This is a genomic window from Microbacterium sp. PI-SA-G (genome assembly GCF_057215335.1).
In genome coordinates, this window is record NZ_CM170103.1 from 1706296 (window position 1) to 1720851 (window position 14556).

Annotated in this window: 11 protein-coding genes; 3 read left to right on the top strand and 8 right to left on the bottom strand. The window is 69.0% G+C overall.

Annotated features, from left to right (window positions below; all coding sequences use genetic code 11):
* Positions 1-68 precede the first annotated feature (68 nt).
* From treZ to AC2D10_RS08450, 4 genes are read right to left on the bottom strand one after another with little or no spacing between them, the layout of a single operon-like run.
* Entirely contained in the window at positions 69-1823 is a 1755-nt protein-coding gene (gene treZ / locus AC2D10_RS08435; RefSeq protein ID WP_484711642.1) for a malto-oligosyltrehalose trehalohydrolase, read from the bottom strand.
* On the bottom strand, positions 1820-4168 hold the full coding sequence (gene treY / locus AC2D10_RS08440; protein WP_484711643.1) for a malto-oligosyltrehalose synthase: 2349 nt from the start codon (positions 4166-4168) through the stop codon (positions 1820-1822). The genes treZ and treY overlap by 4 nt, the downstream gene beginning before the upstream one ends.
* Positions 4165-6378, bottom strand: a complete 2214-nt coding sequence (gene glgX / locus AC2D10_RS08445; RefSeq protein ID WP_484711644.1) for a glycogen debranching protein GlgX — start codon at positions 6376-6378, stop codon at positions 4165-4167. The genes treY and glgX overlap by 4 nt, the downstream gene beginning before the upstream one ends.
* Entirely contained in the window at positions 6375-6701 is a 327-nt protein-coding gene (locus AC2D10_RS08450) for a hypothetical protein (protein WP_484711645.1), read from the bottom strand. The genes glgX and AC2D10_RS08450 overlap by 4 nt, the downstream gene beginning before the upstream one ends.
* A 143-nt stretch (positions 6702-6844) precedes the next feature.
* Here AC2D10_RS08450 and AC2D10_RS08455 point away from each other — a divergent pair, with 143 nt between their 5' ends.
* A complete protein-coding gene (locus AC2D10_RS08455; RefSeq protein ID WP_484711646.1) occupies positions 6845-7492 on the top strand; it encodes a LysE family translocator in 648 nt (215 codons plus the stop codon).
* A 21-nt stretch (positions 7493-7513) separates the two neighbouring features.
* On the opposite strand, the gene AC2D10_RS08460 is transcribed toward AC2D10_RS08455, so the two are convergent.
* Together AC2D10_RS08460 and AC2D10_RS08465 are read right to left on the bottom strand one after the other, a co-directional pair.
* Positions 7514-8134, bottom strand: coding sequence for a GyrI-like domain-containing protein (locus AC2D10_RS08460; RefSeq protein WP_484711647.1), 621 nt, complete (start codon positions 8132-8134; stop codon positions 7514-7516).
* 173 nt (positions 8135-8307) lie between these two features.
* Positions 8308-9171 carry an AraC family transcriptional regulator gene (locus AC2D10_RS08465; RefSeq protein WP_484711832.1) on the bottom strand — a complete coding sequence of 288 codons (864 nt, stop codon included), beginning with the start codon at positions 9169-9171 and terminating at the stop codon, positions 8308-8310.
* A gap of 166 nt (positions 9172-9337) precedes the next feature.
* Between AC2D10_RS08465 and AC2D10_RS08470 the strand changes: the two genes are divergently transcribed.
* Positions 9338-9853 carry a hypothetical protein gene (locus AC2D10_RS08470; protein WP_484711648.1) on the top strand — a complete coding sequence of 172 codons (516 nt, stop codon included), beginning with the start codon at positions 9338-9340 and terminating at the stop codon, positions 9851-9853.
* A gap of 18 nt (positions 9854-9871) precedes the next feature.
* Here AC2D10_RS08470 and AC2D10_RS08475 read toward each other — a convergent pair whose 3' ends face one another.
* Positions 9872-11203, bottom strand: a complete 1332-nt coding sequence (locus AC2D10_RS08475) for an aminotransferase class III-fold pyridoxal phosphate-dependent enzyme (RefSeq protein ID WP_484711649.1) — start codon at positions 11201-11203, stop codon at positions 9872-9874.
* A 127-nt stretch (positions 11204-11330) separates the two neighbouring features.
* Between AC2D10_RS08475 and AC2D10_RS08480 the strand changes: the two genes are divergently transcribed.
* The gene (locus AC2D10_RS08480; RefSeq protein WP_484711650.1) at positions 11331-12887 is read left to right on the top strand and encodes a PucR family transcriptional regulator; all 1557 of its coding nucleotides are present in this window, start codon (positions 11331-11333) and stop codon (positions 12885-12887) included.
* 4 nt (positions 12888-12891) lie between these two features.
* Here the strand turns inward: AC2D10_RS08480 and AC2D10_RS08485 are convergent, their stop codons facing one another.
* Positions 12892-14457, bottom strand: a complete 1566-nt coding sequence (locus AC2D10_RS08485; RefSeq protein ID WP_484711651.1) for a CoA-acylating methylmalonate-semialdehyde dehydrogenase — start codon at positions 14455-14457, stop codon at positions 12892-12894.
* Between the last annotated feature and the right edge of the window lie 99 nt (positions 14458-14556).

Genomic DNA, 14556 nt, shown 5'->3' on the forward strand with positions numbered 1-14556 from the left:
GGCCCGGGTCACCCGCTCTCGCCGCTCACATGCCCGGGCGTGTCCGTCCGGGCATGCGAGTCGCTCGGTCAGCCCAGCTGCGGACCCACCACGGCGGCCGACTCCGGCTGCAGCGTCAGGCGCCCCGCGTCGTTCAGGTAGGGCTCGGTCGACAGCAGCACCGTGGCATCCGCGGCGATCTCGAACTCCACGGGCTCGCCGGTCAGGTTGACCAGCACCGAGAGCGCACCGCGGTCGATCCGATACGAGCGGGCGCTCGGCGCTGATCCCTCCGGCGCGGTCGTGGCGACCGTGCGGGTCATGTCGGGATCGGTCAGCTCGGGGCGAGCGCGTCGCAGTGCGGTCAGCTCGCGATAGAGCGCGAGGAGTCGTGCGTGCGCGGTCGTCTCGATCTCGCTCCAGTCGAGGTGCGAGCGCTCGAACGTCGCGGGGTCCTGCGGGTCGGGCACCTGTGCCGGGTCCCAGCCCATGCGCTCGAACTCCTCGATGCGCCCCTCGGCGGTCGCGCGGCCGAGCTCGGGCTCGGGATGCGAGGTGAAGAACTGCCACGGCGTGGAGGCACCCCACTCCTCCCCCATGAAGAGCATCGGCGTGCCGGGCGCGGTCAGCGTCAGCACCGCGGCGACGGCGAGGCGCCCGGGCGAGAGCGTGGCCGACAGGCGATCGCCGGCTGCGCGGTTGCCGATCTGGTCGTGGTCCTGCGCGAACGTGACCAGGCGCCAGTGCGGCACGGTCTCGGGGATGGGGTGGCCGTGCGCACGCTCGCGGAACGACGAGAACGTGCCGTTGTGGAAGAACCCGCTCTCCGAGACCTTGGCCACGGCATCGGGCGCGGCGAAGTCGGCGTAGTACCCCTCGGTCTCGCCCGTCAGCGCGACGTGCACGGCGTGGTGCCAGTCGTCGGACCACTGCGCGGTCAGCCCGTAGCCGCCGGCCTCACGCGGCAGGATCAGCGTCGGGTCGTTCATGTCGGACTCGGCGATCAGCGTGAGCGGACGGTTCTGGTGCGCCGACAGCGCATCGGAGCGCTCCGACAGTTCGCGCAGGATGTGCACGGGGCGGTCGTCGCGCAGGGCGTGCACCGCATCGAGACGGAGGCCGTCGACGTGATAGTCGCGCATCCACATCAGCGCGTTCTCGATGATGTACTCCCGGATGGCGGGCTCGTCGAGGTTGATCGAGTCGCCCCAGGTGTTGCGGTCGCCGTCGCGCAGGTACGGACCGAACTCGGGCAGGTAGTTGCCGCTCGGGCCGAGGTGGTTGTAGACGACGTCCTGGATCACGGCGAGACCGCGCGCGTGGGCGGCGTCGACGAAGCGCTGATAGGCCGCGGGCCCGCCGTAGCCCTCGTGCACCGTGTACCAGAGCACGCCGTCGTAGCCCCAGTTCCAGGTGCCGTTGAAGCCGTTGACCGGCAGCAGCTCGACGTGCGTGACACCGAGCTCGACGAGGTGGTCGAGCCGATCGACGGCCGAATCGAGCGTGCCGTCGGGCGTGTAGGTGCCGATGTGCATCTCGTAGATGACGGCCCCGGGCAGCTGACGCCCGGTCCACGACTGGTCGCTCCAGGCGAACGAGTCGGGGTCGAACGCCGCCGACGGTCCGTGCACGCCCGTGGGCTGACGGTGCGAGCGCGGATCCGGGCGCAGCTCGGTGCTGTCGTCGATCAGGAATCCGTATTGCTCACCGTCGGCGAGAGCGACGTCGGCTCCCCACCATCCGGTCTCCCCGGCGACGAGATCGACGTCCTCGATCGTCGTGCCTTCAGAGGTCACTCTCCTCAGTCGCATCCGCTCGGCGCGCGGCGCCCATACCTCGATCATCGTGCATCCTCGATCAGGGCCACCGGATAGGTGTCGAGCAGCTCGGCCAGGCGCACCGGCCCCGGCTCGATCCTGCGTCCGGTCAGCACATCGGTTCCCGGGATGTCCGGGCGCATCAGTACGGTGTCTCCCCAGCCTCCGCTACGTGCCAGCCCCACCGGGAGGCGGGTCGCCACGGCCGTCACGCCGCCGCGGTGCACGGCCACCACGTGATCGGCGGCGGAACCCTCGACCACGGCCGGGCGGTAGACGCTGAAGAGTTCGGGGTTGTCGCGCCGCAGCCGCAGGGCCCGCGAGGTGACCAGCATCTTCGCGCGAGCGGAGTCGTCGACGGGCGGCAGCACACCGCGAGCGACGTCGGCGTCGAGCTGCGCCAGCATCTCGACGCGCGCCGCGAAGTCCACGGGGCGACGGTTGTCGGGGTCGACCAGCGACAGGTCCCAGAGCTCCGTGCCCTGGTACACGTCGGGAACTCCGGGGCCGGTGAGCTGGAGCAGCTTCGCCGACAGGGAGTTGGAGCGACCGTCATCGACGATCTCGGCGACGAATCGCTCGAGGATCGGTCGGGCTTCTCCTTCGACGGCCTCGGCTATCGCGGTGAGGCCCTTCTCGAACTCCTCATCCGGGTGCTGCCAGGTCGTGGCATCTCCGGCTTCTCGGGCCGCCTTGGTCGCGTAGGCCAGCATGCGATCCGACGGGATCGGCCAGGCACCCACGGCCGCCTGCCAGAGCAGCGCGTCGAGCGGACCGTGGCCGGTCGTCGCGACCCCGCGCAGCTCGTCGAGCACCTCGGCCCAGCGCTCCGGGATCTCGGCCAGCACCGACAGCCGCGCCCGCACGTCTTCGGAACGCTTGGTGTCGTGCGTCGAGAGGGTCGTCATCGAATGCGGCCAGGCCGCCAGGCGCGCGCTCTGCGCCTCGTGGAAGACATCGACCGAAAGGGCCGAGATCGACGGGTCGGCCCCGACCTCGGTGAGCGTGCCGAGATGCGTGTAGCGGTAGAACGCGGTGTCTTCCACGCCCTTCGCCATCACCGCGCCACTGGTCTGCTGGAAGCGCTGCGCGACCTCGCGTTCGGGGTCGGCCAGCAGCGGCGCGAGCTCGGCGAACGTCGCGGCCAGATCGGGGCGTCGCCGACCGGCCTCGTCGAGTGCGTGCTGCAGGTGCGCTGCGCCCTCGGGAAGGTACGACCGATAGACCGGGAAGCAGGCGAGGAGCTCGGCGAGAGCATCCTCCGCGGCGACGATGCCATGGGGCAGGGTGCGCACGAGCCGTCGTACCTCGGAGCCCAGGAGCTCGTCGGCGATCATGCGCTTGGTCGAGTGGATCAGGTCCGGCCACGTCGGGGCGTCACCCAGGCCGGTCTCGGTGCGGAGCCGGGCGTCGAGCCGCACGAGTGCCTCGACACCGGCCGGGTCGACCAGCACGCGGTCGATCTCGGCGAGCGCGTCGTAGCCGGTGGTGCCGTCGGTGCGCCACCACGAGGGCAGTGGCTCTCCCGGCTCGAGGATCTTCTCGACGAGCGTGTAGACGGCGCCCGTGGCATCCGCCAGCTGCTCGAGGTAGCCGGAGGGGTCGACGAGACCGTCAGGGTGGTCGACGCGGATGCCGTCGGCGAGGCCGTCGCGCACCCACCGCACGATCTCGCGGTGCGACTCCTCGAAGACGTCGGGCAGCTCGACCCGGATGCCGCCGAGCTCGACGACCGCGAAGAAGCGGCGGTAGTTGAGCGCCGTGTTCTGGTCCTCCCAGAACCGCAGCTCGTAGTTCTGTGCGGCGAGCAGTGCCGGCAGATCGTCGGCGTGTGCACCCGATCCAGGTGCGAGCGGCAGCACGTGGTCGAAGTACGACAGTGTGCCGTCGGGCGCATCGTCGGCGGGCGTGGTGTCGACGACGAAGTCGCCGTTCGCGATCGCCTCGTCGGGCTGGGCGCCCAGGATCGGCACGAGCAGCTTTCCGCCCCCGGCGGGCCAGTCGATGTCGAAGGCGACGGCGTGACGCGACTCACGGCCGAGCCGCAGCACGTCCCACCACCACGGATTCAGCCGCGGCTGCCCGACGCCGACATGGTTCGGAACGATGTCGACGAGGATGCCGAGGCCGGCCGCGCGAGCCGCGGCGGCGAAGCGCTCCAGCCCCGCTTCGCCTCCGCGACCCGCATCGACCCGCGAGTGATCGACCACGTCGTAGCCGTGGTTTGATCCGGGCACCGCCGCCAGCAGCGGAGAGAGGTACGCCCATGAGGCCCCCAGATCGGCGAGGTACTCCGTGATCGCCGCCGCCTCGTCGAGGGGGAAGTCATCACAGATCTGGAGTCGGTACGTCGAGAGGGGCCGTCGTGTCATGGGTTCTTCTGCTCCGCTCTCGGGGCGGGAGCGACGCTCTCCGCCTGTTCGTTCTGCACTCTCAGTGAGGCGTCGACGGAATCGTCCGTCGAGACCTCCACACCATCGATCTCCTGGAAGACCAGGAGCGACTTGGACTCGATCGTCAGCGAGGCTCCGGCGTCGAACTCGGATCCGTCAGCCAGCTCGCCCGCGGTGTCGACCGCGACCTGCCAGCGATCGCCGTGCCGCTTGTCGGGCAGCACCAGGTCGACGTGTTCGTCTCCGCTGTTGAAGTAGACGATGAAGTTCACGTCGGTGACCGGCTTGCCGCGCAAGTCCTTCTCGCGGATGCCCTGGCCGTTGAGGAACATGCCCACCAGAAGCCCGAACCCGGAATCCCAGTCCTCGGGCTTCATCGGGCTGCCGTCGGGGCGCAGCCACACGACGTCCGGAATCCGCTCGCCCTCCTGCACCCGCACCGGACGGCCGTTGAAGAACCGACTGCGGCGGAATGTGGGGTGCCGACGACGCAGGCGCGCGACCGAGGCGGTGAACTCGACCAGCGGCAGGTCGGCGGCGTCCCAGTCGATCCAGGTCGTCTCGTTGTCCTGCGCGTAGCCGTTGTTGTTGCCGTGCTGGGTGCGCCCCAGCTCGTCGCCGTGCGAGATCATGGGCACGCCCTGCGACAGCAGCAGGGTGGCGATGAAGTTGCGCTGCTGACGGGCGCGTCTGCGGTTGATCGTCTCGTCGTCCGTCGGGCCTTCGACGCCCATGTTGTCGGAGCGGTTGTGCGATTCGCCGTCGTTGTTGTCCTCGCCGTTCGCCTCGTTGTGCTTCTCGTTGTACGAGACCAGGTCACGCAGCGTGAAGCCGTCGTGCGCGGTGACGAAGTTGATCGATGCGACCGGGCGGCGTCCGGAGTGCTCGTACAGGTCGGCCGAGCCGGTCAGACGCGACGCGAACTCGCCCAGCGCCTGCGGCTCGCCGCGCCAGAAGTCGCGGACCGTGTCGCGGTACTTGCCGTTCCACTCCGTCCACTGCGGGGGGAAGTTTCCGACCTGATATCCGCCGGGGCCGACGTCCCACGGCTCGGCGATCAGCTTCACCTGCGAGACGATCGGGTCCTGCTGCACGAGCTCGAAGAAGGTCGACAGGCGGTCGACGTCGTAGAACTCGCGGGCCAGGGTCGATGCGAGATCGAAGCGGAAGCCGTCGACGTGCATCTCGGTCACCCAATAGCGCAGCGAGTCCATGAGCAACTGCAGCGCGTGCGGGCTGCCGGCGTTGAGGCTGTTGCCGGTCCCGGTGTAGTCCGTGTAGTAGCGCTGGTCCTCTTCGAGGCGGTAGTACGCCTCGTTGTCGATGCCGCGCATCGACAGGGTCGGGCCCATGTGGTTGCCCTCGGCGGTGTGGTTGTAGACCACGTCGAGGATGACCTCGATGCCGGCTGCGTGCAGCGAACGCACCATGGCGCGGAACTCCTGCACCTGCTGGCCCGACTCGCCGCTCGACGAGTAGGCGTTGTGCGGCGCGAAGAATCCAAGCGTGTTGTAGCCCCAGTAGTTCGACAGCCCCTTATCCTCGAGCACCGAGTCGTCGACGAACTGGTGCACGGGCATCAGTTCGAGGGCGGTGACGCCGAGACGCTGCAGGTGCTCGATGATCGCGGGGTGCGCGATGCCGCCGTAGGTGCCGCGAAGCTCTTCCGGAACATCGGGATGCTGGACCGTGAGGCCCTTCACGTGGGCCTCGTAGATCACGGTCTGGGCATACGGCGTCTTGGGCAGACGGTCGCCCGCCCACTCGAAGAACGGGTTCACCACGACGCCCTTGACCATCGACGCGGCGGAGTCGTCGTCGTTGCGGGAGTCGGGGTCGCCGAAGTTGTAGCCGAACTGCTCCTGTCCCCAGTTCACGCGGCCGCTGACGGCCTTGGCATACGGGTCGAGCAGCAGCTTGTTCGCGTTGAACCGTTTGCCGTTGGCGGGGTCGAACGGGCCGTGCACGCGGTAGCCGTACAGCTGCCCGGGCTGCACCGCGGGCAGGTAGCCGTGCCAGACGAATGCGTCGACCTCGGTCAGCCTCACCCGCTCCTCGTTGCCGGCGTCATCGAACAGGCAGAGTTCCACCCGTTCTGCTCCCTCACTGAAGAGGGCGAAGTTTGTTCCTTGTCCGTCGAAGGTCGCTCCGAGCGGATATGCCGATCCTGGCCAGATCTCGTGACTCATGTGGCGAGCTTATGCCGCCGCGAGACTGCGGCACGCTCAGCGACGATCTCGACAGCGCGGTCGAAGTCCTGCACGACCTGCGCGACCTCCTCCGCGAGAGCATAAGGATGCCCGACGTAGCAGACGAAGACGGGGGGCACGACCTCGACATAGCCGACCGGGCGATCGAGTTGCACGACGTACCGATCGAGGTCGTCCAGCTCGCAGGTCGGCTCGAGCGCGTTCTCCTCGGGGGCCTGGGGGACCCGCGTGGTCTCGACGGGCTCCGTGGCCTCGTCGACGCGCGTGTCGGAGTCAGTGGGGATGGACGTTCGTACAGACATGAGAACTCCTGACTCGGTTGACGCTGCCAACCATAGGAATCCTCCGAAGAAAGAAAAACATCATTGCCACAGAGGCGGGCACCCGTTATATTGCGCGCGCCTGCCGGGCGACGGCTGGGACCACGCCTGACTATGCTCGGCTCATGATCGCCTCCTCCACGCTCCTCGCCTTCATCGCCGCGGCGTTCATCATGGTCGTCATCCCCGGCCCGACGGTGCTGTTCACGATCGGGCGGTCGATCGCCCTCGGCCGCCTCGGTGGGTTCCTCAGCATCGTCGGCACCGCGGTGGGATCGATCGTGCTGGTGCTCGGCGTCGCGTTGGGCGTGGGGACGGTGATCGCGCAGTCGGTGGTCCTCTTCACCGTGGTGAAGGTGCTGGGCGCGGGCTACCTGGTCTTCCTCGGCATCCAGGCCATCCGCCACCGGAAGGATGCCGCGGAGGCGATCGCGCAGGCCGGTCAGCCGCGGCCGGGATGGAAGCTCCTGGTCGAGGGGTTCGTCGTGGGCGTGACGAACCCGAAGTCGATCGCGTTCTTCCTCGCGATCCTTCCGCAGTTCGTCGATCTGACCGCGGGTTCGGTCGCGCTGCAGCTGTTCGTGCTGGGCGCGATCGTCGTGGTGATCGGCGTCACCTGCGACGCCGTCTGGGTGCTGCTCGCGGGCGCCGCGCGCAGCTGGTTCGGGCGGTCGCCCCGGCGCCTCTCGGCCATGTCGGCCACCGGTGGGGGCATGATGATCGGGCTCGGCGCCTTCCTGCTGCTGTGGAACGACAAGCCCGCGACCGCGTGAGCGCCCCGGCGAACGAGGGCGTCAGCCGACCCTGCTGACCGGTTGGCGCAGGATCGTGCGGCGCTTCACCGGCTCGACCCGTCGGGCGTCGCTGAGGTAGATCTCGTGGTGCAGTCCGCGCATCGCGAGGCCGTTCTCGGGGATGAAGCGGTGATGCAGATCGTCGAGCACGGGGGCCTCGTCGTCGAAGGTGCCCAGGTGCAGTGTCTGCACGCACAGCCCCTCCTCCAACGTCTCGAGCCGCACGGCCGCAAGGCTCGACGGGGCATCCTTCTTGGCCGCGACGGACTCGACGGCGCGCGCGAACGTCGCGCGGTCGATGTGTTCGGGCTGCATGATCATCAGCGTCCAGAACCAGGCCGACTTGTCTCGGTGCACCGTGAACACGTCCATGTCGGGCGCGTGCCAGAGTCCCTCGAGCGGCATCACCACGGTGTCGACGCCCAGCTCCTTCCGCGCCGCGAACTTCAGCGTGTAGGCGACCGGGTACAGCGCCGCCACGGCATCGGCGAACTCGGCCGCCGTGTTCGGGTCACCTGCGCCGTCGATCATCAGGTACTGCGTCGGCGGCACCTCGACCAGCCGGAACTCCCCGCGCTTCGCCCGATACTCGTCGCGCGTCTTCTTCAGATCGATCGCCATCGGTGTCTCCCTCACGTCGCGATCAGTGTGTCAGGGACGGCCGACATCGCTTCGACACCCTGTGGCGAGGGGAAGCCATATCCAAGGATCGGGCCTCATCCTTGGATATGGAGTTCCATATCCAAGGATGAGGCGTCCACTCGGGTGCGGAGACCGGGGCGAAGCGCCCCTGCTCAGGCCGCTTCGACCGGCAGCCACAGCTCGCAGGTCGCGTGCGAGCCGGTGAAGTCGAGATAGCGCACGATCGACGGGCCCGGGCGCAGCCGCCAGGGGTTCGACGGGAACCACTCGGTTGCGGTCGCCGCCCACAGCGTCTGAAGAGTGTCGGGGAACGGACCACTCGCCGAGAAGACGGCCCAGCTGCCCGCCTCGACGTTCAGAGTGTCGAGGCCGTCGGGCACATCCGTCGTCGGCTGCACGGCGACACCGTGCAGATAGGTGAGTCGGGTGCCTTCGGCCGCGTCGGGGTCGATGTCGGCCGTGACGGCGAGGATGCCGCGTGGCTCCGCATCGTTGAGCTGCTTCAGCCGGGCGTGCTCGGCCGCGGGGATCGCGGCGATGTGCTGCTGGATGTGCGGGTTCACGCCCTCGTGGATGAGCGGGACTCGGGCCGCGTGTCCCACCAGGGTGAGATCGGGCTGCGGGGTGATGGTGACGTCCATCGGGATACTCCCTTCGACGCTCAGGCGGAACCGGAGCGTGGGTTGTGTGCGGAGAGGACCACCGTCACGGCGCGCGTCAGCCGCGCTGATCCCGTGCACAGCACGGAATGCGCGCCCGAACGCCTCGACCGAGCCGTACCCATGGCGCACGGCGAGATCGAGCAGGCTCGGTGCCCCGGCGACGAGTTCACTCGCCGCACGAGTCATCCGCCGACGACGCACGTATTCCGACAGCGGCATGCCGGCCAGCGCCGAGAACATCCGGCGCAGGTGGTACTCGGTGGTGCCGTGTCGTCGTGCGAACGCGGCGACGTCGATCTCCGTCGCCGGATCGCCTTCGACGAGATCGACGAGGGCGTTGAGCGCACCGATCATGTGATCCTCCTTGTTCTCCCATCGTGCCTGCGCGAGGGCCAGCACCACCCGATCATTCTGGTCCGATCCGGTCGGACGCTGCCCTGATCACACAGCCGACGCGAAGTGTGAACACCGCCCGCCTATCGTCGGTACGTCTTGTCGTCCGAACAGAAGGTGACGCAGCATGCAGGTGAAGGACGTGATGCTCGGTGTTCCCCTCGACGCCCCGGATCTGGGCCACGGGGAGAACCCGTTCAGTGACATGCGTCTACTCGTCGGTGCCCAGGTCACGCGGATCACGGTCGACGTGCTGGCCGGCACGGCGGCGATTCTGCTCGAGCTGCGTCAGGCATCCCGGCTTCCGGCGACTACGGGCCTGCTGCGCATCGCCGGGCTCGCGCAGCAGAACTGGATCTGCACCTCGGGTGCCAACGAGTTCACCGCCTGGTCGATCACCGGAACCACGTTCCACCAGGGCACCGGCGAGTTCCACCTGACGGCGCAGTGCCTGCCTGCGGGCGCGCTGCGGATCGTCGGCCGAGAGGCGGAGTTCGTGCTGCTGCACGCCGTGAGCCTGCCTGCGGCCCCTCCGGACTACCGTGCCGACTCCCGCGAGCTCATCCGCTTCGGGGTCGCCGACGAAGACACGGAGTGCGAAGTCGTCGGCATCGCGCGCTCGGTCGAGGTGCGGCGGGTCTGAGTGTGTCGACCCGGCGCCTCAGCGTCGGAACGCGCTGAACGCCTCATCGATCAGGTCGAGGCCCCGCGTGGCCTCTGCGTCGGTGATGACGCACGGCGGCACCACGTGCAGCCGGTTGTCGGCGAAGAAGGGCAGCAGGCCGCGCGCGAGCAGGTCGGCCTTGAGCGCTCCGATCGACGCGGCGGCGAGTGGAGCGCGCGTGTCGCGGTCCTCGACGAGTTCGACGGCCCAGAACACGCCGCTGCCCCGCACCTCGCCGATCAGCTCGTGCCGGTCGGCCAGCTGGGCCAGGCGCGGTCCGATGACCTCGGCGCCCACGCGGTGGGCGTTCTCGACGATGCCCTCGTCGCGCATGGCGGTGATCGTCGCGACCACACTCGCGGCGGCGAGCGGGTGCCCCGAGTAGGTGAGCCCGCCCGGGAACACGCGCTCGTCGAAGTGATGCGCGATCTCAGACGAGATCATCACGCCGCCGATGGGCACGTAGCCGGAGTTCACACCCTTCGCGAAGGTGATGAGGTCGGGGCGCACATCGAAGGCGTCGAGCGCGAGCCACTGCCCGGTGCGCCCGAATCCGGCCATGACCTCGTCGAGGATGAGCAGGATGCCGTAGCGGTCGGCGATCGCGCGCACTCCGGCAAGGTATCCGGGCGGCGGGGTCAGGATGCCGGCGGTGCCCGGGATCGTCTCGAGCAGGATCGCGGCGATGCTGTCGGCGCCTTCGGACTGCACCACGCGCTCGAGGTGGTGCAGCGCGCGGGCCGACTCCTCTTCGGGCGTGGTCGCCCAGAACTCCGAGCGATACAGGTACGGCCCGAAGAAGTGCACGTGACCGCGCGAGTACTCGTTGGGGATGCGGCGCCAGTCGCCGGTCGAGACGATCGCCGCGCCCGTGTTGCCGTGGTACGAGCGGTAGGTGGAGAGCACCTTGTCGCGGCCCGTGAACAGTCGCGCCATGCGGATCGCGTTCTCGTTCGCGTCGGCGCCGCCGTTGGTGAAGAACACCTTCTCGAAGCCCTCGGGCGCGATGTCGATGATGAGCTGCGCGGCCTCGGCACGCACGGCGTTCGCGTGCGCGGGCGCCACGGTGGTCAGGATGTCGGCCTGGGCCTGGATCGCCGCGACGACCTTCGGATGCTGGTGCCCGATGTTCACGTTGACCAGCTGGCTCGAGAAGTCGAGGTAGCGGTTGCCCTCGGCATCCCACACCGTCGTCCCCGACCCGCCGGCGAGCGCGAGCGGGGCGAGCGCGCCCTGCGCCGACCAGGAGTGGAAGACGCGTGAGCGATCGGCGTTCGACACCTCGGCGTTGGTGAGGGTCGAGGCGGCTGCGGGGGTGGTCAGCGTCATGGAAGGTCCTTCGGGTCCGATCGGCGGCGTATGCCGATCCTGCCAGCGCCGGCGCCCTTCCCCAAGCGACAATCCGTACATCGGCTCTCGTCTTGACGGACAGATCGGCATCCGTCAGGATGCGTGGATGCCCGCGACTCTGCGCACCCTGCTCGACGACGACCGCTTCGACCTGCGGGCGGTCGGTGACGTCGATGCGGCCGTGCTCGCGCATCCGCTGCTGTGGGCGCACAGCTCGGACCTGCCGGACCCCACCCCGTGGATCGGCTCCGGCGGACTGCTGCTCACCGACGGCGTGCAGTTCGGCGGACCATCTCCCGAGCCCGCCGACGACTATGTGGCCCGACTGGTGACCCAGGGCGTGCTCGCCCTGGGCTTCGCGACCGGCATCGTCCACGAGCGGATCCCCGCAGACCTGGCCCGGGCTGCGGGGACGCAGGGGCTTCCGCTGTTCGAGGTGCCGCGGCGCACGCCGTTCATGGGCATCATCCGCTTCGTGTCCGACGCCGTCGCCGACGACGACCGTCAAATGCTCGAGCGATCGCTGCGCGCACAGCGGTCGGTCGCGCGCGCCGCCCTACGTCCGGACGGACTGGCTGAGATCCTGCGGGAACTCGAGCGCAACCTCGACTGCTGGGTGGCGCTGTTCGACGCCGCAGGTGCGCGGGTGCGGGTTCCGACCCGACGCCAGATTCCGGCGGCGATGGCTCCGGAGGTCGACGCGGCCGTATCACGGATGCTCGTGCGCGGGCGGACCTCAGCCGAACGGCTGAGCCTTGCCGGTGCGGATGCCGGAGCCGGTGAGGTCACGCTGCAGACCCTCGGCCAGCAGAACGAACTGCGCGGCGTCCTCGCCGTCGGCACCGGAACAGGTGCGCTCGATCGCGCGCGGGCCGACCTGGTCGACGCGGTCATCGCGCTGGCCAGCATCGCGCTCGAGCAGAGCCGAACACTCGACGAGGCCCGGCGACGGCTGCGCTCCGGGGTGCTCGAGCTGCTCGTCGCCGGGATCACCGACGTGGCCGCGCGCACGGTCGAGCATCTGTGGGGTGCACTCCCCACCGCGCCGATCCGCGTCGGACGCATCGCTGTGATGACGGACGATGCGGCGGGCGACGACGGCGGGGCGCAGAACCTGCGGTCGGCGATGGAGCTCCTCGCCGGCGAGCGGCAGGGCGCGCTGTTCTTCGCCGAGCACGGCGACGGCATCGTGACGATCACCGCGGCCGACGATCGGGCGGAGCTGCAGGAGCTGCTGACTCGGCACCACACCCGCGCCGGATTCTCGGCCGCGACGACGTGGGATCACGTGGCCGAAGCGCTGTCCGAGGCGCAGTCGGCGCTCACTCGCTCGACGCCTTCTGCACCGCAGAACGACTTCGACGCGCTCGCCCACTCCGGGCTGCTCGGCCACCTCGAGCAGACGAAGGCGCACGACCTCGCCCGCCGCATCGTGCTGCCCCTCGACGATGCCGCAGCTCCGCCCGACCTGCGCCGCACGCTCGAGGTGTGGCTCGCGCACAACGGGGCCTGGGATCCCGCGGCGAAGGCCCTCGGCATCCACCGCCACACCCTGCGCGCCCGCGTCGATGCCGCAAGCGTGCTGCTACAGCTCGACCTGTCGACGTTCGCCGCCCGCGCCGAAGTGTGGTCGGCGCTGCAGCTCACACCGCGGCATCCCTGACCCGCTAGCTGTTCTGGGGGAAGCCGAGGTTGATGCCGCCGTGCGTGGAGTCGTCGCGGGTGGCGGGGTCGATCCATCGGGCGGTGACGGCCTTCTCGCGGGTGAAGAAGTCGAACCCGTGCACACCGTATGCCTTGGCATCGCCGAACAGGGACTTCTTCCACCCGCCGAACGAGTGATACGCGACCGGCACCGGGATCGGCACGTTGATGCCGATCATGCCGACCTGCACCTCGTTCTGGAACCGGCGGGCCGCGCCCCCGTCGTTGGTGAAGATCGCCGTGCCATTGCCGAACTCGCCCGAGTTGATCAGCGCGACCCCCTCGTCGTACGAGGCCACCCGCACGATCGACAGCACCGGCCCGAAGATCTCCTCCGTGTACGCCCGCGATGACGTCGGGATCGCATCGATCAGCGTCGGCCCGAAGAAGAACCCGTCCTCGTTCCCGTCGACCGTGAATCCGCGGCCGTCGACGACGATCCGCGCACCGTCGGCCTCGGCGATGTCGACATACGACGAGACCTTGTCGCGGTGGACATCGGTGATCAGCGGACCCATGTCGGGCTCCACCCCGTCGACACCCGCACCGTCACCGATCGTCAACGCCGCGATCCGCTGCGTGATCCGCTCGATCAGCCCATCGGCGACCGGCTCGACCGCCAGCACCACACTGATCGCCATGCACCGCTCCCCCGCCGCACCGAAGCCCGCGTTCACAGCCTGGTCGGCGACGAGATCGAGGTCCGCATCCGGCAGCACCAGCATGTGATTCTTCGCGCCGCCCAACGCCTGCACCCGCTTGCCATTGCGCGACGCCGTCTCATAGATGTACTGCGCGATCGGCGTCGACCCCACGAAACTGATCGACTGCACCACCGGCGACTCCAGCAGCCCGTCGACGGCGAGCTTGTCGCCCTGCAACACCGTGAACACGCCATCGGGAAGACCCGCCTCCTGCCAGGCGCGGGCAAGCCACAGCGCGGCCGAGGGATCCTTCTCGCTCGGCTTCAGGACCACGGCGTTCCCGGCGGCGATCGCGATCGGCACGAACCACAGCGGCACCATCACCGGGAAGTTGAACGGCGAGATCACACCGACCACGCCGAGCGGCTGCTTCAGCGAATACACGTCGATGCCCGAGGAGGCGTTCTCGCTGAACGCGCCCTTGATCAGATGCGGGAACCCGGTCGCGAGCTCCACAACCTCCTGGCCGCGTAGAATCTCGCCCATCGCATCCGAGACGACCTTGCCGTGCTCCGACGTGATGATCTCGGCCAGCTCGCCCTTACGAGCGTTCAGGATCTCCCGGAACGCGAACAGCACCGACTGACGCTTGGCGATCGAATACCCGGACCACACACGGAACCCCGCGTCGGCCGACGCGATGGCCTCGTCGATCTCGGCCTGATCAGCCAGCCCCACATGCGCCCGCACGGCACCCGTCGCCGGGTTGTACACGGGAGCCGTTCGCCCCGACTGCGACGCACGCGGTGCGCCGTCGATCCAGTGTGCGATCACGGGGACGGATTCGGCTGCGGTGGACGCGGCGGACGTGTCAGTGATGGTCATGCTTCACCTCGGAGTCGGGGACGGATGACATCAGTAAACCAATCCACGACTCCGAAACCCCGTGCCAGTGCGTCCTCCCGGCATCCTGCAACTCGACAC

Coding starts and splice junctions, on each gene's coding strand:
- AC2D10_RS08460 (WP_484711647.1), bottom strand. CDS start 8,134: ATGGCGATCGATCTGAAGAAGACGCGCGACGAGTATCGGGCGAAGCGC.
- treY (WP_484711643.1), bottom strand. CDS start 4,168: ATGACACGACGGCCCCTCTCGACGTACCGACTCCAGATCTGTGATGAC.
- AC2D10_RS08485 (WP_484711651.1), bottom strand. CDS start 14,457: ATGACCATCACTGACACGTCCGCCGCGTCCACCGCAGCCGAATCCGTC.
- AC2D10_RS08480 (WP_484711650.1), top strand. CDS start 11,331: ATGCCCGCGACTCTGCGCACCCTGCTCGACGACGACCGCTTCGACCTG.
- glgX (WP_484711644.1), bottom strand. CDS start 6,378: ATGAGTCACGAGATCTGGCCAGGATCGGCATATCCGCTCGGAGCGACC.
- AC2D10_RS08450 (WP_484711645.1), bottom strand. CDS start 6,701: ATGTCTGTACGAACGTCCATCCCCACTGACTCCGACACGCGCGTCGAC.
- AC2D10_RS08475 (WP_484711649.1), bottom strand. CDS start 11,203: ATGACGCTGACCACCCCCGCAGCCGCCTCGACCCTCACCAACGCCGAG.
- AC2D10_RS08455 (WP_484711646.1), top strand. CDS start 6,845: ATGATCGCCTCCTCCACGCTCCTCGCCTTCATCGCCGCGGCGTTCATC.
- treZ (WP_484711642.1), bottom strand. CDS start 1,823: ATGATCGAGGTATGGGCGCCGCGCGCCGAGCGGATGCGACTGAGGAGA.
- AC2D10_RS08465 (WP_484711832.1), bottom strand. CDS start 9,171: ATGATCGGTGCGCTCAACGCCCTCGTCGATCTCGTCGAAGGCGATCCG.
- AC2D10_RS08470 (WP_484711648.1), top strand. CDS start 9,338: ATGCAGGTGAAGGACGTGATGCTCGGTGTTCCCCTCGACGCCCCGGAT.